Below are 21,275 nucleotides of genomic sequence, written 5' to 3'. Positions count from 1 at the left end.
TTGTGACCTTTTTCGACTTTTTTATGTTCAACATTAATCCAATAGCAGAGTTAAGAATGGATGGACTACAGTGTCTCACTCACAAATTATTTCTTAACTTAATTCAATCTTCATCGACACGTTATTGGAGTTGAAGGCTATCTGGAGAGAGCTTTATGTTGCATCCTGTATTACGTACTACCCCCGTTGCCCTGAGTCTATTATTGGCGTTGGGTTTTTCTTCTACGTTATCTGCCGCCGTTGCAGATATGCCAGTAAATATATCTACTCAGCATACAAAAACGGCGAATAGCCATAATACTGCTGAAGCATCGCGACAAATTCGCGTGGTTCAAAATGGTTCTCCGATTTATTTTAATGAACAGCAAAAGCGTAATAGGTTCACTCACCCAACCCAATCTAGTGGTTTTTGGGTAAACAAAGGCGACAACCTGCGTATTGAGTACCAGCATCAGGGAGAGGATATTGATGCATTGCCTGAACTATGGATTGTGCCGGTCAGGAAAGGCAATGAAGAGGACTTTGAGCGACAGGTAGTTAAACTGCAACGAGGTATTAATGAGATTGAGGTTGAGAATACTGGCCCACTTTATTTTGTCGCCACAAATCAGCCTGGCAGCAGTGAAATTACCGTTAATTTGCTTGAGGGTGGTAAACCTATGCCGCGCTTTATTTTGGGCGAAAATACCGCTGAAGACTGGCAGGCGCAGTTAGTGAAGTTTGGCGATGCACCTTTCGCCGAGTTGGTAGGTAAACGTATGATCCTCACCATGCCGATCGCAGATATGCGTGAGAAAGCAACCGACCCTGAGGGTGTTTTGGTCTTGTGGGATCGCATCGTCAGCCTCGCAGAAGAACAATTCGGGCTCAGTGCGAAGAGAGCTTTCCCCCATCGTGCTACCCCTTTCCAATACCAATTTGTGAGTAAGCCAAATAGCACGCCGGGCTATATGTCAGCGGCAAATTATTGGCTGGGTTCTAACGCCTCAGGTATTGCGGAAGTAATTAATACCGACAAATTACAAAATGAAGGCTGGGGGCCTTGGCATGAGTTGGGCCATCACTACCAAATGCCAGCATGGACGTTTAAAGGTAATACAGAAGTCACAGTAAATTTGACTTCGTTGTATGTTCAACGTGCTCTGGGTGGCACTTCGCGCATGGAAGCAGACTCACGCTGGGAAGATATCGCTGTTTTCTTAAAGGACAAAAGCAAAGCATACGAAGATGCTGGCGTATTTGTCAGTTTAGGCATGTTTTGGCAGCTGGATTTGGCATTTGGTAAGGACTTCTACCAACGCCTCGGTGATCGTTACCGCACGCTGACTCCGGCAGAACAACCAAAGAATAACGATGAGAAAAAGCAGCGCTTTCTTTTGGAAGCCAGTCGGGTTTCAGGCATGAGCCTTAAATCATTTTTCCATCAATGGGGTATCAAACCGACTAAAGAAACTAGCGCGCAATTAAAAGCAATGAATTTGCCTCAATTAACTAAGCCAATTTGGCTTAATAGCGACAACAATATTGCTCACAGTTACCCTCTGACCCAGCAAAATATCACCGGCGATGTGCGTGTACCTGACACGGTCAATGCGGGGGATGTATTTAGCGTATCCGTAGATGTGACTAACCGCGATATATCAGTGTTGAATTACCAGTGGGACATTCCACCGGGCGTTGAAATTATCACTGATAAGGGTAATGAAATTACTCTGCGAGCACCGCGTAACGCATTACAAAATGCCATGCTGTCAATTCCGGTTACGGTAACGGATAGTAATAATATGGCCATGAGGCTGGCCAGCTCGACTCAATTGAAGACCGTAGGCGAAAATATATCAGCGCGTGAAGCTTATAATCAATTGATCAAACAGCGTTACCAAATAGTGGGCGATTTTAATCACTGGGATGACGCATCACATAAAGGTGTTCCAGGTACATTCTATCAATACGATAACCACTACACGTACACTCGTGATTATTTCCGCTTAAAAACCAGTTCATATTGGTACTTCCCCAGTAATCAAACCAGCAATACCGCTTGGGAATATTTAGAAAGCTATAATGGTTCTCAATATCTGAGCGGTGAAGTTATTGAGGAAGTTACAGCAGCCAAACCAGCAGAGAAGCCGGTAGAAAAACCAGTACAGTGCAGCGCACCATCCTGGGAAGAGAAAGTCTATAACGGGCCAACCACTGTCAGTAAAGATGGGCGGATTTATACCAGCAAATGGTGGGTATCCGCTGAAATGGTACCGGGTGATGCTGCGGTAACCGATACCACCGGTAACAGCACCGGCTGGGGTAAGGTCTGGGAAGATAAAGGCTTATGTGACACCCCGGTTAATGACGAGCTGAAAACAGTGATTCAGTCAAAACCTGTTGCGCCACAGCTATGTAGCGCACCATCCTGGCAGCAGAAAGTCTATGGTGAGCCGACTACGGTCAGTAAAGATGGGCGGGTTTATACCAACAAATGGTGGGTTGCTGCTGAAGCAGTACCGGGTGATAACACCGTGACGGACACCACGGGTAACGGCACCGGTTGGAATAAGGTTTGGGAGGATAAAGGCGCCTGCTAATGACCGCTGATAGGCCATAATGGATTAAAGGCAGGGTAACCCTGCCTTGAGACTGATAAGTTGATGCGATTATTCATGCATCAACTTTTTATTAATAAATCAATAAGTTATTACGACTGAATACCCTGACTACGCAGATAATCTTCGTAGTTACCGGTAAAGTCGATCAGTTTTTTCGGTGTCATCTCAATCACTCGGGTCGCCAGTGAACTGACGAACTCACGGTCATGGGAAACGAAGATTAACGTACCTTCGTACATTTCCAATGCCATGTTAAGAGCTTCAATCGATTCCATATCCAAATGGTTGGTTGGCTCATCCATTACCAGAATGTTAGGACGCTGCATCATCAGCTTGCCAAATAGCATGCGCCCTTTCTCACCACCAGATAGAACTTTAACTTTCTTCTTGATATCGTCTTGGCTAAACAGTAAACGACCCAACACACTGCGCACAGCCTGCTCGTCGTCCTTTTCCTGTTTCCACTGACTCATCCAGTCAAATACTGTGAGATCAATTTCAAAATCACTGGCGTGATCCTGCGCGTAATAGCCAATTCTACTGTTTTCAGACCATTTCACGGTACCGGCGTCCGCTTCATAATCCCCTACCAAGGTTTTCAGTAAAGTTGATTTACCAATACCGTTCGGCCCAAGAATAGCGACTTTTTCACCCACTTCCAGGCGCAGATTGAGGTTTTTAAACAGTGGGCCGTTATCAAAACCTTTAGTTAGCATTTCAACTTCCAGCGCATTTCTGAACAACTTTTTATCCTGATCAAAGCGGATAAATGGGTTCTGGCGACTTGAAGCTTTCACTTCATCAAGCTGAATTTTATCAATTTGACGGGCACGTGAAGTGGCCTGTTTGGATTTAGAGGCGTTGGCGCTAAAGCGGCTAACGAAAGATTGAAGCTCAGAGATCTGGGCCTTTTTCTTAGCATTATCAGAGAGCAAACGATCGCGAGCTTGAGTCGCCGCAGTCATATACTCGTCATAGTTACCCGGATAAACACGCAGTTCGCCGTAATCCAAATCCGCCATGTGGGTACAGACCATATTCAGGAAGTGACGGTCATGGGAAATAATGATCATGGTACTGCTACGTTCGTTCAGAACTTGTTCCAACCAGCGGATAGTATCGATATCCAGGTTGTTGGTCGGTTCGTCGAGTAACAAAATTTCTGGATCTGAGAACAGAGCCTGGGCCAACAATACGCGCAATTTAAAACCTGGCGCGATTTCGCTCATCAAACCATAATGCTGTTCAACTGGAATACCAACACCCAGCAGCAATTCACCAGCACGGGCTTCTGCGCTATAACCATCCATTTCACCATAGGCAACTTCCAGATCAGCCACTTTATAGCCATCTGCTTCGCTCATTTCAGCCATAGCGTAAATGCGGTCGCGCTCTTCTTTCACTTCCCACAACTCGCCGTGACCCATAATAACGGTGTCCAGCACTGTGTTGTTTTCAAAGGCGAATTGATCCTGACGCAACTTACCCAGACGCTCATTAGGGTCAAGGAATACGTTACCGCCACTCGGCACCAGATCACCACCAAGGATTTTCATGAATGTGGATTTACCACAACCATTAGCACCGATCAGGCCATAGCGATTACCGCCACCGAATTTTACTGAAATGTTCTCAAACAGCGGCTTGCTGCCGAATTGCATGGTGATATTGTTAGTACTTAGCACAGAGCTCGCTCTCGATTGGATTACTGAATAGGGGTATTCAAGAATACTAGAAAATGTGATTCGGCGCGCATTATGCCACAAGATGGCAAGAGTATCGCCTCCAGTTTGCATGAAATCTCAGCAGGGGTGGAAAGTGAGCAAGATTTGGGGCCGAACAGCCCCATTAAATAAATGAGGTATTAGCCTTGAGCTTCATTGGTACATTGCAGTGCGCTGTATTTATCCAACAAGAAAGGTCGCAGATACGCCACGGTGTTAGACATCGGTAATACCTCTTCGCTGAGATGAATATTCAGTATATTACTAAGGTAATCACGCCGTTTTTGTATTCTTTGCCAAACAGCGGGGTAATGGGCGGCCAGTTCATCACGTAAATGTTGATCAGCCAATGCAATACCGTCTTCCGCACTGACTCCTGCATAACCTTTCACTGCGGGGATGATATCGATTTGGAATAACATTCCACTGCTAATTTTTTCTTCCGAGTCCTTATAAATAGGCGAACACAACCATTCTTCATCCGCGACCAAATGCCCAGGATTTAATGACCAATGGTATTGCGACTTCGGTAAAACAGCTTCAATTGCTGCATACATCTCTTTGCCGGACATACCAATACGGATATTTTCCAGCCAGGTTACGACTGCGGCGTAATAAGGAATAGCAACTCTATCGAGATAATCCCTTTGTGCCAAAGGCAGCTCATCGCTGTGATGTACGGCATAACCCGTTCTACTGCTTAAGCCACCTTTATACCCGGTGGTTAATGATATTTTATCACCAAGTTGCACAATTTTATCACCAGGATACAAATTAGCGTTTTCAAAACGATCACCCGTTGCAGCAATCATCACAACAGTATTCGGCTGCCCTTCATCTGCCAGATAAGAACCAAGTTGCTTCTCAGTCACACCGATATCTACCGCAGTCAAGGCATTAAGAATACAATTAGAGGCCAAATTAGCACCGTATTCATAATGAGCTAATTCATTGGCATTGTTAGTCACTCTAGCTGCTGTATCACTACCAATAAATATGTGTGTCGCGTTGACCACCGGTGTTGACGATGAAATGGTTTGTTTTATTGCAGATAAAATAAAATGTGGAATATCAAATAATTGACTATTATCATCCAACTTGCTGGTAAATAATTTCCACCCGGCAATGCCGACTTTTTTAGCCAGCTGCAGGCCTGTGTCCGCCAATAAATCAGCTAGCGTTTTGCTGTTATTCATGGGTTGATTCGGTAGCGAAAAATAGGGAATATGGATCGCTGTATTGCTCACCCGCGCATATTGAGACAGTTTTAAATTCTCGTTGCCTAGCAATAAAAAGATTTTCCCGGAGGCATGTAATACCAAAGCCGCTTCTTCAAATCGGGGGATAAAGCCAGTCAGATACTCAAAATTACCCCCATGCTCTTTATCGGCATAAACCAGAAAATAATCGATATTAGCCCGAGCCATATTGGCGATAATTTTAGCTTTTCGAGCAGTGATTGTATTATCGCTAATCGCTACCTTAGTAACAGCATTGCATCTCGGTGGTGCATCGATAGGGCTAAGTTTAATATGGCGTTGAACACTCATCATCTTTATTACCCTAGGGTTAGTTAATATAAACCACCTAACTTATGACTGTTTACGCTACAACCATTTAGGATTGCGCGTGAATGAGATGGTTAACCAGCGATGTGGGCCTGACTCACCAATCGCGTGAGAAATTTCATCGCGTATTTTGTCAAAATAAGACACGCCGCTGTTTTCCATTTCTGGTGGAATAACCACATGAATCTCAACAAATAAGCCACGGCCGATGCGGGTAGCGTAATGCGAATAATCGATAAATTGATATTTCGCCATCAGTTTATCCATCAAACTTTCCATCGAGGCGTCTAGTGTATCCGGTGTCATTTGTAATACTTCACGGACAGCCGCGATGACGGTCTTTATCGGAACAGATATCAATATCAGTGTTAACAGCGCCAGTACCGCAGGGTCAGTATAAACAATCAAATGTTCATAACCCGTGCCTTCCATACTCCAGGAAAGTAAAAAAGCCACTAATAAAGCAGAGCTGATACACGCCGACATCAGCCAACTTTTGGTATCCAATGCGATTAGCTCGGACTTAACACGTTTATTCAAACGGCGTTGCTTTAAAAAGATAGTAAAACAGAAAATACTCACAACCAAAGCATACACAATAGCCCAACCTAGTTCTAATTCACGTCCGCCATCAATAATACCTTTAATCGCGTTAACAAAAGCATACAGACAAAGGAAGGCCAGTAGACTGCCATTGAAAGCTAATACCAGAGGTTCTACATGCCAGAAACCATATTGAAAACGGCGGCTATTGGGTTGGCCAAGCAATCGGGAAACTAATAGAGATAAACTGCACATACCTGCATCTAAAGCAGAGAACATTCCATCGAAAATTATCGACATCGACCCGCATACAATACCGAAAATAATCCCCATAATGGCAATGAATAAAGTACAAAAAATCGAGCGCCGCAAAATCTGTTGCTCAAGTTTAGTATCATGCAGCATAGGTGCTGCTTGTTCACTGAGTGTCGTCATGGTCACAACCTATTTTTTAACTACTTATTTTATAGTAACTAACTGTTTTATAAAATTTTATCGTTATTTATTCAGCTTGATATGTAAATCAGGGTATGAACAGTGAATATAGATCATAGCTAATAAGAGTGTGCCATATTATTCCATTTTTACCAGTAAATTGCGCTGTAATAGAAAAATAAAAAGAATTGTTAATGTCTTGTTTTTACTTATATAAAGTAAGATGTTTTTGACTATAAGAGATTTTATAGTGCTAATTAACATTTCAATAGATTAATTTATCGTTTCATTTTCGTCTTTATCTTAAAGATATTAACCCTCATTACTTTATACTTATAGCCAGCAACAGACCTTGTTAATGTTAATAACATATAACAATGAACTGACCTTTCAATTAACAACAGCACCTTAGATGAGTAGAAGTTGTTATTCGTCAAGAATAGTGTTTCCGCATAAGGATATTATGCACCGCTTAATACCCGCCTTGGGGGAAATATGGCAGCAAAACTTAATATTTTATTAGTACATGGCGCGTGGGCTGATGGCTCACAATGGCGGCATATTATTCCAGCCTTACACGCGTTGGGCCACAGGGTTATTGCAATACAAAATCCGTTAACCTCGTTGGCTGATGATGTCGAGCGCACCATCAAGCTAACAACGGCATTGTATGGCCCAACATTATTAGTCGGCCACTCATACGGTGGAATGGTGATTACCCAAGTTGGGCATTTGCAAAATGTTGTCGGGATGGTTTATCTCGCTGCTTTCGCACCGGATGCCGGTGAAAGCTTATCCAGTACTTATGCATTGCGTAAACCGCCGGTAGGCGCAGCTTACATTCGCCCTGACGATAATGGCTTTTTATGGATCGATACAGACCAGTTCCACGAGAATATGTGTCAGGATATTGATGAAAGTGAAGCGCTAGTAATGGCCCTGACGCAAAAACCTTTAGCGGCTCGTATTTTTACTGATAAGTCTGCTCAACCGGCCTGGCGAGTCAAACCCTGTTGGTATCAGATTTCAACGGAAGACAGAATGCTGCCAGTTGAAACACAATGCGACTTCGCCAAACGAATTCAGGCGCAGAAAGTGGTTGAACTCCCTTCTAGCCACTCAGCCCATCTATCACATCCACAACAAATCATTGATTTAATTACTGATGCAGCGAATGCAGTTAGGTAATTTTTAGTTATCCATCAAAACTATCGCTATGACAGACGAAAAAAATCCGCCCGAAAGCGGATTTTTTATCAAATACAGAATTCACCTTTAAAGATGAATGCTGATCATCCTAAGCTGTTGCTTAGAAAGTGTAACCAACGCCAGCAACCCAAGTACCAACGTCAACGTTACGGATGCGACTCTGTTCGTAAGAAACGTCCAGAGCAACATTTTGCATTGGGTTAAACTGCATACCCGCACCATAAGTGAAGCCGTAATCGCTGGTGCTGTTTTTGTCGCTAGCAGATGTTGGGTAGTTCTGGCTGAAACGGCCATAACCCACACCGACCAGGCCATAAACGCTAGCCCAATCGTTGATACGGTAAGCTGGACCAGCAGTGATGGCGTTGTATTGTGCTTTGTTGTAAACAGACGCGCTATCGCCGAAGCTGCTTTTTTCAGTGTGAGTGAAAGAGGTGATATAACCCAGTTGAGAATCACTCCACTCGTAACGGTACTTCAGGTTGAAGCCTGAAGATTTGTTAGCAACACCCTGATAATCGCTCTGGGCATAACCACCAGAAACGGTGCTTTGACCTGCAAAGGCTGAACCTGCGGTCACTGCTAATACACAAGCTGCTACAGCTGAAAGACATGCAATTTTATTCATAACCACCTCGAAAGACGCAAATTTTTAAGTGAAACTAAAACACCATGAAATTATAACAAAAAGTAGCGTGAAACTCTGCTTACTAATGATTGTCTAATCATTTATTTGGTGTAACAAAGAGTTTCAAGTATCATCTATCTTACTAATACACTTGTAAATTTTGGCTATGTTACTCCTTTTTGTGACATCAATCACCACAAGCCATTCCAGACTATTCTTATTTTTAACGTTCAAAAAAACATCAAAAAACGCTTCAAAAATCAGCGTTATTAGATAGTGATGATTTATTTTTTCTTTTTTTTCATCTTTGTTATGTCTGGCGGTAATTTTTAAACACTCAATCGACATTTCATTTACACTGGCAAGGATTGCTACTTACTATCTTCTTTGAGGCTCAACAGGATGTCTTTGTCTCCTCCATCCAAACATTCACTCCCGTTACTCCCCATTTTCTTGCTCGTGATCGCCATGATCTCAATACAAAGTGGCGCATCGTTGGCGAAAAGTCTGTTCCCGCTGGTTGGCGCACAAGGGATAACGTCGTTACGACTTGGTATCGGCACACTGATTCTGTTTATCATCTTTAAACCCTGGCGGATGCGATTTGAAGCGGGCAGCCGGTTACCCTTGCTGGTCTATGGGGTGACCTTAGGTGGAATGAATTTCCTTTTTTACCTCTCATTAAAAACGGTGCCATTAGGTATTGCCGTCGCCTTGGAATTCACCGGCCCGTTGGCAGTCGCCATGTTATCTTCGCGTCGTCCAGTTGATTTTATCTGGGTAGGATTGGCGATTCTGGGCCTCTGGTTCCTATTACCTCTGGGCAGCAGCATCGGAAGCATTGATTTATTTGGTGCAGCTTGTGCTCTGGGTGCGGGTGCCTGCTGGGCGCTTTATATTATTTCAGGGCAAAAAGCTGGCGGTGATCATGGGCCAGGGACGGTGGCTGTTGGCTCTTTAATTGCTGCGCTGGTTTTCTGCCCGATTGGAGTGGCTTATAACGGCCTGGCACTGTTCGACCCAGCCATTTTACCGGTTGCTTTAGCCGTCGCTATTCTGTCTACCGCCTTGCCCTACTCACTGGAAATGGTCGCATTGACCCGCCTGCCTACTCGTACATTTGGCACATTAATGAGCTTAGAACCGGCATTGGCGGCAATTTCAGGGCTGATATTCTTAAATGAACATCTGACGCTGATTCAGTGGCTAGCTCTGGCATCAATTATCAGCGCCTCCATTGGCGCGACTCTGACCATAAAATCTAAACCGCAGATTGACGAAATTGCTTAAACAGGAACCAAATATGGAAATCAGAATGGCAGCAGCCGCCGATTTTGCTGAAATTTGGCCGCTGTTTCAGGCGGTAATCAGTAGCGGCGACACCTATGTATTCACACCAGAGACTCCCGAACAAGATGCCTATGATTACTGGTTTGGCGCAGGAGTTCGGTGCTGGGTAGCTGTGCACGAGGGGCGAGTTGTCGGCATGTACAAATTAATCGATAACCAGCGTGGCCTCGGTAACCATGTCGCCAATGCATCCTTTATGGTTGATGGAGAAGCCCGCGGTCTGGGTATCGGCAAAGCACTGGGGCTACATTGCATCAAGCAGGCAACCGCTCTCGGTTATCGAGCCATACAGTTTAACTTTGTGGTTAGCACCAATACGCTGGCAGTTGCCCTGTGGCAAAAACTGGGCTTTGAGATTATCGCCACACTGCCTGGCGCGTTTAATCACAGCCAATTGGGTTATGTGGATGCCTATGTGATGCATCGAGCTTTGCTCCCTAATTAGCGCTGAACACGCAGTTCCCCGCCAAAGACAGATTTATGAATAGCACGCCAGCCCAGTCATTACGCGGGTTGGCTTTTTTTATTCATTATTTTTCACTTTTTTTGCATCCAAAACACCCTGCTGATTCGTATAGGTAGATGTGAGGCAAGGCTTCACCTCAACCTACAGGAATACATTATGAAAACGCTTATTCGTACCGCTATCTGTGCTTCTTTAGTATTCAGCAGTGTTTCTATGGCCGCCATGATGTCTGACACTGTCATGGTGGGGGGCGCGTCGATGCGCCCAAGCAAAAATATTATCGAGAATGCAGTCAACTCAAAAGATCACACCACCTTGGTTGCCGCAGTTAAAGCTGCCGGATTGGTGGATACCCTACAAGGGGCTGGGCCTTTTACCGTGTTTGCGCCCACCAATGCCGCCTTTGCCAAGTTGCCCGCAGGTACGGTTGAAAATTTGGTCAAACCAGAAAATAAAGCCTTGCTCACGCAAATCCTGACCTATCACGTAGTGGCCGGGAAGTACGATATGAAACAACTGGAAAGTAAAATCAAGGCCGGAGGCGGGACTGCCGAGCTGAAAACGGTCAATGGCCAGCCATTATGGATTATGAATAATGGGCCACATAATATTCAGATTAAAGATGGAAAAGGTAACATCGCGAATATCAGTACCTATGATGTACAACAGAAAAATGGTGTGATCGATGTTATTGATACTGTCCTGATGCCTAAATAAAACCGGTCTATACTGGGTGCAGTGTCTCACTGCACCTGATGGTTTTTTTAGGGATTGGCGCATGAATGAATGTTCTGTGGAACAGCAGGTCGGGCTGATAGATGCCATTGCTCAAGGCGATCAGTCCGCTTTTGAAAAGCTTTACCGTCTCACATCCCCTCGATTATTCGCGGTCGCCCAACGCATGTTGCGTAATCCCGCCCGGGCAGAAGAAGTTTTACACGACAGTTTTCTCACTGTCTGGAACCGGGCCGGCCATTACAATGCACAACTCAGTGCGCCACTCACCTGGTTAACTCATATTGTTCGCCACCGGGCTATCGACCTGATGCGAGGCAGTGATAATCGTCTGCAATCACTAGACGATGACGAAACCGACTCGCTAACCGACAACACACTGACACCACTGGCGCAATTGCAGCAAGACAGTGAGGCTAAACAACTAGCCGATTGTCTAACACATCTGCCCGTTGAGCAGCGCCAAAGTATTATGCTGGCTTATTATCAAGGGCTTTCTCATGGGGAAATCTCTGTTCATTTACAGCACCCCCTCGGTACGATAAAAAGCTGGATACGTCGTGCACTGGACCACCTAAAGGACTGTGTAGGCTTATGAAAAACAGATGCGAATATGACTCAGCACTCGCCGCAGAGTATGCACTGGGCACCCTACGCGGGCTGGCTCGGATGCGTTTTGAACGCAGAGTCCGCCGCGACCCTCGGCTGGCAGCGGATGTTGCCAGTTGGCAAAGCCTATTGACTCAACTTGATAATCAGCTCGCCCCGTTAGAGCCACCTGAGCGCGTTTGGAAACGGCTGGAGTTGCAGTTACCACCGATCAATATCCGCCACATGAAGCGAAACCCTTGGTCTTATGCCGGTTGGGCCGTCGCTGCGGGCCTGGCAGCAATATTGCTCATACCGAGGTTATTAGTCGAACCACCGGCTGCTATACCGGTGGCTGTGCTGTCCAATAGCCAGCAGAGCGGCCAATGGGTTGTCAGTCTGGATAAATCAACCCGTAGTTTGACATTAACACCATTGAATCCGGTGACCGTCAGTGATAGCAACAGCCTTGAATTATGGAGTATTCCTGTTGGGGAAAAGCCCCATTCACTGGGAATATTACATCCCCAAGGCGCGACACAACTGGCACTGGCAGACAATCCGTTAACCGCCCATTCCTTACTGGCAATCAGTTTGGAACCCCATGGCGGGTCACCTACCGGCCAACCGACTGGGGCGGTGTTATTCAGCGGGCCATTACAAAATCTGTAAGACTTTTTCCACCGGAGGCCATACATGCAAGACTGGGATCCCGATTTATATCGCCAATTTGAAGCAGAACGCACCCGCCCCGCTCGCGATCTGCTGGCCCATATTCCAGCGACAATACCGCTACGTATCAGCGACTTAGGCTGTGGGCCAGGTAACTCGACTCAACTGCTGCACCAGCGTTTCCCCGACGCCCAACTGATGGGGATTGATAATTCCCGCGCTATGTTGCTCAGTGCACAACAGCGTTTGCCTGATTGTGTCTTTCTCGAAGCAGATATCCGCCAATGGCAACCCGCAGAACCGCAAGACCTGATTTATGCCAATGCATCACTCCAGTGGCTAACTGACCACCAGCAACTCTTCCCTTATCTGTTTTCTCAACTGGCCGCCAACGGAATACTGGCGGTGCAGATGCCGGACAATCTGGATGAACCCAGCCATAGAGCCATGCGGGAAGTCGCCGAAAATGGTCCGTGGCAACAAACACTGCAAGAGGCCGGAGTTGTGCGGGCCAAAGTGCTCACAGCAAATCAATATTATGACTTACTGGCCCCCCATGCTGAGCAAGTCGATATTTGGCGCACCACCTACTACCACCCGATGCCATCAGCACAGGCGATTGTTGATTGGCTGCGCGCGACTGGTTTACGGCCTTTTCTTGAACCGCTTGCTGAGTCTATGCGATTGGATTTCCTACAAGATTACCTGACTATTATTGATGCTGCATATCCACAGCAAGTGGATGGCCGGCGCTTACTCGCATTTCCACGTTTATTTATTGTTGCTCGTGCGCTGAAATAACCCTTTAAGTATGCCGGTTCAATTAATTTACCGGCTTACAGCACTGATATAACACAATAAAATAGTTACCCTATAAAACCATTTATATTTTAAATATAAAAACACATATAAATCATAGTAATAGTCATTACCAATTGGACGCAATAATAAGAATGATAATATTTTATTTATGAAACACTAAATTACACTTTCAAACAGATTCAGTAATGGGCTATTTAATTGATAGGCACTATCTGTCCTGCAAAATTAAATATCTTTGTTATACTTATTGCGGTGAAGAAATTGGTAATCAACTCAATAAAGGGATACCTATTATGAGTACAGCAAAACTGGTAAAAGCAAAATCTTCCGAACTTATCTATACACGTAATGATGTTGATGAACATACTAAAACGCTGACAATTAAACTATTAAATGAGCTGGTTATTCAGTTTATCGATCTGTCGCTTATCACCAAACAAGCGCACTGGAATATGCGCGGTGCCAATTTTATCGCCGTGCATGAAATGCTCGATGGCTTCCGCACCACCATCAATGATCATCTGGATACCTTTGCAGAACGCGCGGTACAACTCGGTGGCATTGCTCTCGGTACTGCACAATTGGTGACTGAAAAAACACCGTTGGAGAGCTATCCAACTCGTATTCATAGCGTGCAAGAGCATCTGAAAGAGTTAGCAGATCGTTATGGTGTGGTGGCGAACTTTGTGCGCAAAGCCATAACAGAAGTCAAAGATGAAGATAGCGCGGACATGTTTACTGCTGCATCGCGTGACCTTGATAAATTCCTGTGGTTCCTCGAAGCCAATCTTGAAGATCAGTGATATATCGCCGATAGCTTTCAAAGCGCGGGAAAACATTAACTGAGAACAGTCAGCATTCCTACAATTTGAAGAAAATCAAACAGGGCCGGTGATCCGGTTCTGTTTAGGGAGGTTATATGGCAAGTGGATGGGCAGGAGACGGCGCAGTACAAGATCAAATTGACTCCACTCTGGAAGATGCCATCGAGCGTGCACGCCTTGCGCTGGGCAAAGGCGATAGCGAAATATATTGTCTGGAATGTGGTCAAATCATTCCAGAAGCGCGGCGCAAAGCGCTGGCCGGTGTTAAACATTGCCTGGCCTGCCAAAATGAATTAGATAAACGTCAAACAACCCATTCCGGGTATAACCGCCGTGGCAGTAAAGATAGCCAACTCAGATAGTTCCCCCTACTCTCCCTCATTGCCCTCTTTTCGAACAAAAACCCGATACAGTTAACAATATTGTTACACCAATGTTGGTTATAGATTGTTTATTATTGACTGGCGAGTTAATAATAAGTAAATAATTGGATGTTTGCACCATAATGATATTAACGCACCATTTTGGTGGGCTAACTTGGTGCAACCAGAGCCAGCCAGGTAATGGCCTGCTAATTAGTTTGATAAAATTCTTTATTTTTAAATAACTTGCATTTCTGGCACGATCTTTTCATATTGCACCCTGAAAGACAAAAATGGATCCCCATGCCCCGCGCGGTTGGCGTTGCAGTTTGACCACAATATCAACAACAACGGGTAATCCACAAAAGCACAAAGGAACTCCCACTTATGAAGTCACTTGTCAAAGTTTCATTGGCCGCTCTCGCGCTGGCCTTTGCCGTTAGCTCCCACGCCGCAGAAAAAGAACTGATTGTTGCCACAGACACCGCGTTCGTTCCTTTTGAGTTCAAACAAGGGGATAAATATGTCGGTTTCGATATCGACTTATGGGATGCCATCGCGAAGAAACTGGATCTGAAATACACCCTGAAACCAATGGATTTCAGTGGCATCATTCCTGCGTTGCAAACTAAAAACGTGGATCTGGCACTGGCCGGTATCACCATTACCGACGAGCGTAAAAAAGCAGTCGATTTCTCTGATGGCTATTACAACAGCGGCTTGCTGGTGATGGTTAAAGCGAATAACAACGACATTAAAGGCGAAGCTGATCTGGCAGGCAAAGTGCTGGCAGTGAAAAGCGGCACCGGCTCTGTCGATTATGCTAAAGCCAACATCAAAACCAAAGACCTGCGCCAATTCCCGAATATCGACAATGCGTATTTGGAGCTAGGTACAGGCAATGCTGATGCTGTTTTGCATGACACACCAAACATTCTTTACTTCATCAAAACTGCCGGTAATGGCCAGTTCAAAGCGGTGGGTGATTCCATTAAAGCTCAACAGTATGGTGTAGCATTCCCACAAGGCAGTGACCTGCGTGAAAAAGTTAACGCAGCGCTGAAATCCCTGAAAGAAGACGGCACTTACGCTGCAATTTATAAAAAATGGTTCGGCGTAGAACCTAAGTAATTCATTTTTAAATTTTTTATACTCTGAAAGTTCGAAGTATGACGAGTATAGACCAGGAGAATATCCATGCAGTTTGAATGGAGCGCTATTTGGCCCGCCATCCCAATCCTGCTTGAAGGTGCCAAGTTAACCCTATGGATTTCGGTCCTGGGGTTGCTTGGCGGCCTGATTATTGGGGTTATAGCAGGTTTTGCCCGCGCCTATGGCGGTTGGCTGAGCAGAAATATCGCATTAGTGTTTATTGAGCTAATCCGTGGCACGCCAATTGTGGTGCAGGTGATGTTCATCTACTTCGCGCTACCGATGATGATGCCAGTGCGCATCGATCCCTTCTCAGCAGCCGTTGTGACGATCATGATTAACTCAGGCGCATACATCGCGGAAATCACCCGTGGTGCAGTGCTGTCAATTCATAATGGGTTCCGTGAAGCCGGTCTGGCGTTGGGCTTGTCCAAACGCGATACCTTGCGCTACGTGATTGCACCTTTAGCTCTACGTCGCATGCTGCCACCATTAGGTAACCAATGGATCGTCAGCATCAAAGACACCTCACTGTTTATCGTGATTGGCGTAGCTGAACTGACTCGACAGGGTCAGGAAATTATTGCCGGTAACTTCCGCGCCATGGAAATTTGGAGTGCGGTTGCGGTTATCTACCTGATAATCACCTTGGCTCTGAGCTTCGTTCTGCGCCGGTTAGAAAGAAAACTGAAAATAATATGATTGAATTCAAAAACGTCTCCAAACACTTTGGTAAAACCCAAGTGCTCCACGACATCAATCTGAATATCACCAAGGGAGAAGTGGTGGTTATTATTGGTCCTTCCGGCTCGGGTAAATCTACCCTGCTGCGTTGTATCAATAAGCTGGAAGTCATTACCAGTGGTCAGCTGATTGTCGATGGCCTGGATGTCAATGATCCCAAAGTTGATGAACGCCTGATTCGTCAGGAAGCAGGTATGGTATTCCAACAGTTTTATCTTTTCCCGCATTTGACTGCGTTGGAAAACGTGGCATTTGGCCCCATCCGTGTGCGTGGAGCTTCTAAGGAAGCGGCCAACAAACTCGCTATGGAGCTATTGACCAAGGTGGGATTGGAAGAGCGTGCTCATCATTACCCGGCAGAGCTGTCCGGTGGACAACAGCAGCGCGTAGCTATTGCCCGTGCTCTGGCGGTCAAACCTAAGCTAATGCTGTTTGATGAACCAACCTCAGCACTGGATCCGGAATTGCGTCATGAAGTCTTGACGGTAATGAAAGATTTGGCTGAAGAAGGCATGACTATGGTCATCGTGACCCACGAAGTGGGTTTTGCCCAAAAAGTAGCATCACGCCTGATCTTTATCGATAAAGGCCGGGTGGCGCAGGATGGTGACCCTGATAGTTTAATCTCAAATCCACCCAGTGAACGTTTACAGGAATTCCTACAACATGTTTCCTGATGTGCGATTTAGCAGAGCAATAAAATCACGACGTTAAAATAGAATGGCGGGTATCTTTACTGATACCCGCTTTTTTGTGCTAACGCCCAGTCATATATGGGGTTGCTGATTCTTGACCTGAGAAAACGCCGTCATCAACTTCACCACATCTTGCATCCCAATATTCACCTGATGGATAACTTCACCGGCATCTTGGGTCAGCGTGACGCCACCGCCAGCCTGCTCGACACACACTCCCATGCCCTTGATGGCCGCCATCACACCGTTCTGAATCGTCTTGGTCATATGCTCGATTTCAGTGGCCGCTTTACGGGAACTTTCTGCCAATATACGCACTTCACTCGCCACTACAGAAAACCCTTTACCGTGTTCACCGGCATGAGCCGCTTCTATTGAAGCATTGATTGCCAATAAGTTAGTTTGTGAGGAAATTTTACGAATGGCTTCAACAATGGTGCCAATCTCATTCGAGCAACGACCTAACTCGCTGATAACATCTGAAGTTTCGCGAGCAACCGACTCCACTTCCTGCATACCGCGAACCGCCTGCTGGACAATCTCGGCCCCTTGCGACGCTGACCGGTCGGTGGTTAATGATAAATGGTGCACATCACGAATCAGATTCTCTTCTTGCTCCTGCTGCAACATCAGTGGCGTAATATCCTGCGCAATTTTCACCACTTTCAGCACCTGCCCCTCCTTGTCCATAATCGGGTTATAGCTCGCTTCCAGCCAAACACGCTGACCACGACTGTTCATGCGCTCAAAGCGCCCAACAATGAACTCACCACGGGCTAACCGCTGCCAATGCTGACGATATTCATCGGAGTGAGCGAATTCTGGAGTACACAAAATCTGATGAGACTTATGCCGAATATCAGCCAATGAATAACCAATAACATTTAGCAAATTATCATTGGCATCTAAAATAATACCTTGGGGTGTGAAGGTGATCATTCCCATTGAGCGATTTAGCGCAGCCAATAAACTCTGATGTTCCTGAGACTGCAACATTCGCTCAGTTACATCACTGGCAAGTTTAATAATTTCCACCACCCGCCCTTGGCTATCGAGCACCGGTGTATATGTCCCTTGTAGCCAAATAATACTGCCGTCTTTGCGAATACGTTTAATATTATCGGTAATGGCCCGCCCTTCATTGAGCAATTGCCAGTGGCGACGGTAAGCATCACTTTGTACATATTTCGGGTCACAAAACAGTTTATGATGTTGCCCGACGACCTCTTCTCGTTGGTATCCCATAGCCTGTAGAAATAAGGTATTAGCGTATTTTACTGTGCCATCAGGTTTGAAAATAATCATAGGGACGGCACTATCAATCGAGGTCAGTTCGGCGCGCTTTGATACATGAGAGGAGCTGAAATTGAACAACATAAGTTGAGTCCTTATGGTGAAAGATTGTGCTGCAAATAAGTCATGTGACCATTAACGTGTTTGCACAACAAAACCCAGAAAACCCTTAATAGAATTTTCTTTAAGTTTTATTCTTCACCCTGGACGATGAGATAGCTGAGTAAATAAAATTAAATATGGGGAAAAATAAAATCTACCTTTGTCGGCTATATTGTCTGACTAATATTTATCTTAATTAGCATAGCCGAAAGTATTTAGATTGACAGCCAACTGAGCAATATTGAAATAAAATAGTAGGAAATAGGGCAATATCCAGATAATTGAATATTGCCACCCGGTGACCAGTAAACGCATCCCACTGAGCTTATTTATTTTAAGGTCAACGGGCAGTCATTGACTCGGGTAAGTGCATGCAGCCAACACCCCTGTAGCGCCAAGGCCAAAGAAAAGTATCCCCAAAGTCATTGGTGTTGCAGGTAGGCGGCAAGTAAACACATCCCGATGAGCTGACAGATGTCAGTGATTCGGGTAAGTGCATGCAGCCAACACCCCTGTAGCGCCAAGGCCGACGGGGATTACCAGCGTTCAGCTTTCCAGGCCGCCTGTTGCTCCGGCGTCAGAAACGTCCATGCAACAAATCGGCTGACTTTCTGCCCCTGAGCCATATCAATGGTACGAACTTCAACCGCATTGGCGTAACGCAGAGCATGATAGATAGCAGGTAATGTTGTCTTTTTAGAGATCAGTGAAGTAAACCAGAAGCAATTTTGCGCCTTCGTCGCGCTCTCTGCCACCATGCGGCTGACAAAACCTTCTTCGCCGCCCTCACACCACAGCTCACTATTTTTACCACCAAAGTTTTGCACTGGCTTGGCTGCAACTTCACTTTTACCCAGTTTATGCAGTTTACGCCGCGTGGTTGCTGCTGCTTCTTCTGCTGAACCGTGGAACGGTGGATTACACAATGTGGCATCGTAGCGTTCATTCACCGCCAAGATACCGTCGAAAATCGCTTGTGGATTTTTTTGTTGCTTAAGTCGCAGGGTATTTTTCAGTGTCGGATTCATGGATACCACCATTTTGGCCGCACTCAGGGCTTGCGGGTCAATGTCAGTCCCGGTGAAGCGCCAGCCGTATTCCCGTTGACCAATAATAGGATAAATACAGTTTGCACCCACACCAATATCCAGCACAGCAACATTCTTACCTTGCGGGATAACTCCGTCATTGCAGCTGGCTAATAAATCAGCCAGATGATGCACATAATCGGCACGACCTGGAATCGGTGGACATAAAAAGTCAGCCGGAATATCCCAATATTCAATGCCATAAAAATGTTTTAATAATGCCTTATTCAGCATTTTTACTGCCAGTGGGGAGGCGAAGTCGATAGAAATATCCCCGTAGGCTGTCGGTGCCAAAAAAGGGATTAGCTCGGGGCAACTCACTGAAAGAGCATCAAAGTCATAACGTGAGCGATGACGGTTGCGCGGGTGCAATCCACTTTTTTCTTTCGGGAATACTTTTTTGTTTTCCATCGTACTGACTCTCTGATAGGCATTTTCTGGCGCGTAAGATAGCATAAATTCATGTGAAACGGGTCAGCAGCAAAAGAGGCTGCTCGCTATCCGTCGATTTATCTCAAACCAGAATACCGGATGAATTAATCTTTTCTGGCCTTTATCTGACCATTGTGCAATGTAGGAATGTATGAGCGCAGAAAACTATTATTACTACGAACCGGCAACAGGCCACGGTCTGGCGCATGATCCACTGAAGTCCATTATTAGCCCGCGTCCTATTGGCTGGATCTCCTCGGTAAGCGGGTCTGGGCAACGTAACCTTGCGCCTTATAGTTTCTTTAATTGCTTTAGTGACCGCCCACCAATTATTGGTTTTTCCAGTAGTGGTTGGAAAGATAGCGTAGCGAATATCACCGAAACCAGGGAATTTGTCTGGAATCTGGCGACCCGCCCGCTGGCTGAGGCCATGAATAATAGTTCGGCCTCTCTACCACGGGATCAAGATGAGTTTCAATTTGCCCAATTGACCGCCAGACGTGGACGTCGAGTCAATGTCGATTGCGTGGCAGAAAGTCCGGTTAATTTTGAATGTAAATTGACGCAATGCATTCAGTTAAAAAATGCTGAAGGAGCAGTAATTGATAACTGGCTGATATTAGGTGAAGTTATCGCCGTGCACATTCATGGTGAACTGCTCAATGCCGAAGGGATTTACCAAACAGCCGCCGCCCAACCTATTTTACGTGGCGGTGGCCCCAGTGCTTATTACCAGATTACCGATGATTTGCGGTTTGATCTGTTACGGCCAGAGGGGATGAAACCTCGGTAATTATAAGTCAAATATTTTGAATGAATAACTCAATTCTATCCGGTTTTAAAATTTCACCAAAGGCGTAATATAGCTTCCATCGAAAGGAAACGCCCTTTCAATCTTAAAATCGAATAGGAATACATCATGAAAAACATCAAAAATTTCGTTGCAGTTATCGCCCTGTCTACTTTATCTTTCGGTAGTTTTGCTGCTGAATACGTCAGCAGCCAGGATGCGGCTAAATTAGAGCAAGTTGGTGTGGTTTCCGTCAGTGGCGTCACTGACCTGAGCAGCTTGAAAGCGCAACTGGCAGAAAAAGCAGATGCTGCTGGTGCTAAAGCTTTCACTATCACTTCAGCGACAGGCAATAACTTGATGCACGGTACTGCGGTTATTTATAACTAATTTGCCCTTAAGATACATTTTACCCTTAAATACATTGCAGCAATATGGACGGGATTTATC

21 protein-coding genes are annotated in these 21,275 nt (G+C 45.5%); 15 read left to right on the top strand and 6 right to left on the bottom strand.

Features of this window, described 5'->3' with window-relative positions; genetic code table 11:
* The first annotated feature begins 155 nt into the window (after positions 1-155).
* Positions 156-2,582 carry a M60 family metallopeptidase gene (locus FGL26_RS01380; RefSeq protein ID WP_005168225.1) on the top strand — a complete coding sequence of 809 codons (2,427 nt, stop codon included), beginning with the start codon at positions 156-158 and terminating at the stop codon, positions 2,580-2,582.
* 110 nt (positions 2,583-2,692) lie between these two features.
* Here the strand turns inward: FGL26_RS01380 and FGL26_RS01375 are convergent, their stop codons facing one another.
* From FGL26_RS01375 to FGL26_RS01365, 3 genes are all read right to left on the bottom strand, one after another.
* Positions 2,693-4,288, bottom strand: a complete 1,596-nt coding sequence (locus tag FGL26_RS01375; RefSeq protein ID WP_005168223.1) for an ABC-F family ATPase — start codon at positions 4,286-4,288, stop codon at positions 2,693-2,695.
* Positions 4,289-4,467: 179 nt separating this feature from the next.
* Complete coding sequence (locus FGL26_RS01370; RefSeq protein ID WP_032909184.1) at positions 4,468-5,880, bottom strand: aminopeptidase P family protein; 1,413 nt, start codon at positions 5,878-5,880, stop codon at positions 4,468-4,470.
* 54 nt (positions 5,881-5,934) lie between these two features.
* Complete coding sequence (locus tag FGL26_RS01365) at positions 5,935-6,873, bottom strand: cation diffusion facilitator family transporter (RefSeq protein WP_005168220.1); 939 nt, start codon at positions 6,871-6,873, stop codon at positions 5,935-5,937.
* A 495-nt stretch (positions 6,874-7,368) separates the two neighbouring features.
* On the opposite strand from FGL26_RS01365, the gene FGL26_RS01360 reads away from it, so the two are divergent.
* Positions 7,369-8,061 (top strand): alpha/beta fold hydrolase, encoded by a 693-nt coding sequence (locus FGL26_RS01360; RefSeq protein WP_032909186.1) that lies wholly within the window; start codon positions 7,369-7,371, stop codon positions 8,059-8,061.
* Between the two features lie 121 nt (positions 8,062-8,182).
* Here the strand turns inward: FGL26_RS01360 and ompX are convergent, their stop codons facing one another.
* Positions 8,183-8,710, bottom strand: a complete 528-nt coding sequence (ompX, locus tag FGL26_RS01355) for an outer membrane protein OmpX (protein WP_005158749.1) — start codon at positions 8,708-8,710, stop codon at positions 8,183-8,185.
* A 402-nt stretch (positions 8,711-9,112) separates the two neighbouring features.
* On the opposite strand from ompX, the gene rhtA reads away from it, so the two are divergent.
* The 11 genes from rhtA (at position 9,113) to glnQ (ending at position 17,102) form a co-directional block, all read left to right on the top strand.
* Positions 9,113-10,000, top strand: coding sequence for a threonine/homoserine exporter RhtA (rhtA, locus tag FGL26_RS01345; RefSeq protein ID WP_005168205.1), 888 nt, complete (start codon positions 9,113-9,115; stop codon positions 9,998-10,000).
* Positions 10,001-10,013: 13 nt separating this feature from the next.
* Complete coding sequence (locus FGL26_RS01340) at positions 10,014-10,505, top strand: GNAT family N-acetyltransferase (RefSeq protein ID WP_032912672.1); 492 nt, start codon at positions 10,014-10,016, stop codon at positions 10,503-10,505.
* A gap of 177 nt (positions 10,506-10,682) precedes the next feature.
* Complete coding sequence (locus FGL26_RS01335) at positions 10,683-11,243, top strand: fasciclin domain-containing protein (RefSeq protein WP_005168202.1); 561 nt, start codon at positions 10,683-10,685, stop codon at positions 11,241-11,243.
* A 61-nt stretch (positions 11,244-11,304) separates the two neighbouring features.
* Positions 11,305-11,859: an RNA polymerase sigma factor gene (locus tag FGL26_RS01330; RefSeq protein ID WP_005168199.1), complete on the top strand. Its 555-nt coding sequence runs from the start codon at positions 11,305-11,307 to the stop codon at positions 11,857-11,859.
* Positions 11,856-12,521, top strand: coding sequence for an anti-sigma factor (locus FGL26_RS01325; protein ID WP_005168196.1), 666 nt, complete (start codon positions 11,856-11,858; stop codon positions 12,519-12,521). The genes FGL26_RS01330 and FGL26_RS01325 overlap by 4 nt, the downstream gene beginning before the upstream one ends.
* Positions 12,522-12,545: 24 nt before the next feature.
* Positions 12,546-13,322: a trans-aconitate 2-methyltransferase gene (gene tam / locus FGL26_RS01320; protein ID WP_032912669.1), complete on the top strand. Its 777-nt coding sequence runs from the start codon at positions 12,546-12,548 to the stop codon at positions 13,320-13,322.
* Positions 13,323-13,636: 314 nt separating this feature from the next.
* The gene (dps, locus tag FGL26_RS01315) at positions 13,637-14,146 is read left to right on the top strand and encodes a DNA starvation/stationary phase protection protein Dps (protein ID WP_005168192.1); all 510 of its coding nucleotides are present in this window, start codon (positions 13,637-13,639) and stop codon (positions 14,144-14,146) included.
* Between the two features lie 116 nt (positions 14,147-14,262).
* Positions 14,263-14,529: a DksA/TraR family C4-type zinc finger protein gene (locus FGL26_RS01310; RefSeq protein ID WP_005168190.1), complete on the top strand. Its 267-nt coding sequence runs from the start codon at positions 14,263-14,265 to the stop codon at positions 14,527-14,529.
* Positions 14,530-14,916: 387 nt separating this feature from the next.
* Entirely contained in the window at positions 14,917-15,660 is a 744-nt protein-coding gene (gene glnH, locus FGL26_RS01305; RefSeq protein ID WP_004388693.1) for a glutamine ABC transporter substrate-binding protein GlnH, read from the top strand.
* A gap of 66 nt (positions 15,661-15,726) precedes the next feature.
* A complete protein-coding gene (gene glnP, locus FGL26_RS01300) occupies positions 15,727-16,383 on the top strand; it encodes a glutamine ABC transporter permease GlnP (protein ID WP_005168189.1) in 657 nt (218 codons plus the stop codon).
* Positions 16,380-17,102, top strand: coding sequence for a glutamine ABC transporter ATP-binding protein GlnQ (gene glnQ, locus FGL26_RS01295; RefSeq protein WP_005168188.1), 723 nt, complete (start codon positions 16,380-16,382; stop codon positions 17,100-17,102). Before glnP ends, glnQ begins: the two co-directional genes overlap by 4 nt.
* 90 nt (positions 17,103-17,192) lie before the next feature.
* On the opposite strand, the gene FGL26_RS01290 is transcribed toward glnQ, so the two are convergent.
* Both FGL26_RS01290 and rlmF read right to left on the bottom strand, forming a co-directional pair.
* Positions 17,193-18,497 carry a methyl-accepting chemotaxis protein gene (locus tag FGL26_RS01290; RefSeq protein WP_032909187.1) on the bottom strand — a complete coding sequence of 435 codons (1,305 nt, stop codon included), beginning with the start codon at positions 18,495-18,497 and terminating at the stop codon, positions 17,193-17,195.
* A 554-nt stretch (positions 18,498-19,051) separates the two neighbouring features.
* A complete protein-coding gene (gene rlmF / locus FGL26_RS01285; protein WP_166792489.1) occupies positions 19,052-20,014 on the bottom strand; it encodes a 23S rRNA (adenine(1618)-N(6))-methyltransferase RlmF in 963 nt (320 codons plus the stop codon).
* A gap of 172 nt (positions 20,015-20,186) precedes the next feature.
* On the opposite strand from rlmF, the gene FGL26_RS01280 reads away from it, so the two are divergent.
* Positions 20,187-20,828 carry a flavin reductase family protein gene (locus FGL26_RS01280; RefSeq protein ID WP_005168185.1) on the top strand — a complete coding sequence of 214 codons (642 nt, stop codon included), beginning with the start codon at positions 20,187-20,189 and terminating at the stop codon, positions 20,826-20,828.
* 126 nt (positions 20,829-20,954) lie between these two features.
* Positions 20,955-21,215, top strand: coding sequence for a multiple stress resistance protein BhsA (gene bhsA / locus FGL26_RS01275; RefSeq protein ID WP_005168184.1), 261 nt, complete (start codon positions 20,955-20,957; stop codon positions 21,213-21,215).
* Positions 21,216-21,275 lie beyond the last annotated feature (60 nt).

The organism is Yersinia enterocolitica subsp. enterocolitica (assembly GCF_901472495.1).
Taxonomy (GTDB): Bacteria; Pseudomonadota; Gammaproteobacteria; order Enterobacterales; family Enterobacteriaceae; genus Yersinia; species Yersinia enterocolitica.
Note: the sequence above shows the minus strand (reverse complement) of the source record. Positions and strands in the feature narration are given on the sequence as shown.

Coding starts and splice junctions, on each gene's coding strand:
- FGL26_RS01380 (WP_005168225.1), top strand. CDS start 156: ATGTTGCATCCTGTATTACGTACTACCCCCGTTGCCCTGAGTCTATTA.
- FGL26_RS01370 (WP_032909184.1), bottom strand. CDS start 5,880: ATGATGAGTGTTCAACGCCATATTAAACTTAGCCCTATCGATGCACCA.
- FGL26_RS01365 (WP_005168220.1), bottom strand. CDS start 6,873: ATGACGACACTCAGTGAACAAGCAGCACCTATGCTGCATGATACTAAA.
- FGL26_RS01360 (WP_032909186.1), top strand. CDS start 7,369: ATGGCAGCAAAACTTAATATTTTATTAGTACATGGCGCGTGGGCTGAT.
- ompX (WP_005158749.1), bottom strand. CDS start 8,710: ATGAATAAAATTGCATGTCTTTCAGCTGTAGCAGCTTGTGTATTAGCA.
- rhtA (WP_005168205.1), top strand. CDS start 9,113: ATGTCTTTGTCTCCTCCATCCAAACATTCACTCCCGTTACTCCCCATT.
- FGL26_RS01340 (WP_032912672.1), top strand. CDS start 10,014: ATGGAAATCAGAATGGCAGCAGCCGCCGATTTTGCTGAAATTTGGCCG.
- FGL26_RS01335 (WP_005168202.1), top strand. CDS start 10,683: ATGAAAACGCTTATTCGTACCGCTATCTGTGCTTCTTTAGTATTCAGC.
- FGL26_RS01330 (WP_005168199.1), top strand. CDS start 11,305: ATGAATGAATGTTCTGTGGAACAGCAGGTCGGGCTGATAGATGCCATT.
- FGL26_RS01325 (WP_005168196.1), top strand. CDS start 11,856: ATGAAAAACAGATGCGAATATGACTCAGCACTCGCCGCAGAGTATGCA.
- tam (WP_032912669.1), top strand. CDS start 12,546: ATGCAAGACTGGGATCCCGATTTATATCGCCAATTTGAAGCAGAACGC.
- dps (WP_005168192.1), top strand. CDS start 13,637: ATGAGTACAGCAAAACTGGTAAAAGCAAAATCTTCCGAACTTATCTAT.
- FGL26_RS01310 (WP_005168190.1), top strand. CDS start 14,263: ATGGCAAGTGGATGGGCAGGAGACGGCGCAGTACAAGATCAAATTGAC.
- glnH (WP_004388693.1), top strand. CDS start 14,917: ATGAAGTCACTTGTCAAAGTTTCATTGGCCGCTCTCGCGCTGGCCTTT.
- glnP (WP_005168189.1), top strand. CDS start 15,727: ATGCAGTTTGAATGGAGCGCTATTTGGCCCGCCATCCCAATCCTGCTT.
- glnQ (WP_005168188.1), top strand. CDS start 16,380: ATGATTGAATTCAAAAACGTCTCCAAACACTTTGGTAAAACCCAAGTG.
- FGL26_RS01290 (WP_032909187.1), bottom strand. CDS start 18,497: ATGTTGTTCAATTTCAGCTCCTCTCATGTATCAAAGCGCGCCGAACTG.
- rlmF (WP_166792489.1), bottom strand. CDS start 20,014: ATGGAAAACAAAAAAGTATTCCCGAAAGAAAAAAGTGGATTGCACCCG.
- FGL26_RS01280 (WP_005168185.1), top strand. CDS start 20,187: ATGAGCGCAGAAAACTATTATTACTACGAACCGGCAACAGGCCACGGT.
- bhsA (WP_005168184.1), top strand. CDS start 20,955: ATGAAAAACATCAAAAATTTCGTTGCAGTTATCGCCCTGTCTACTTTA.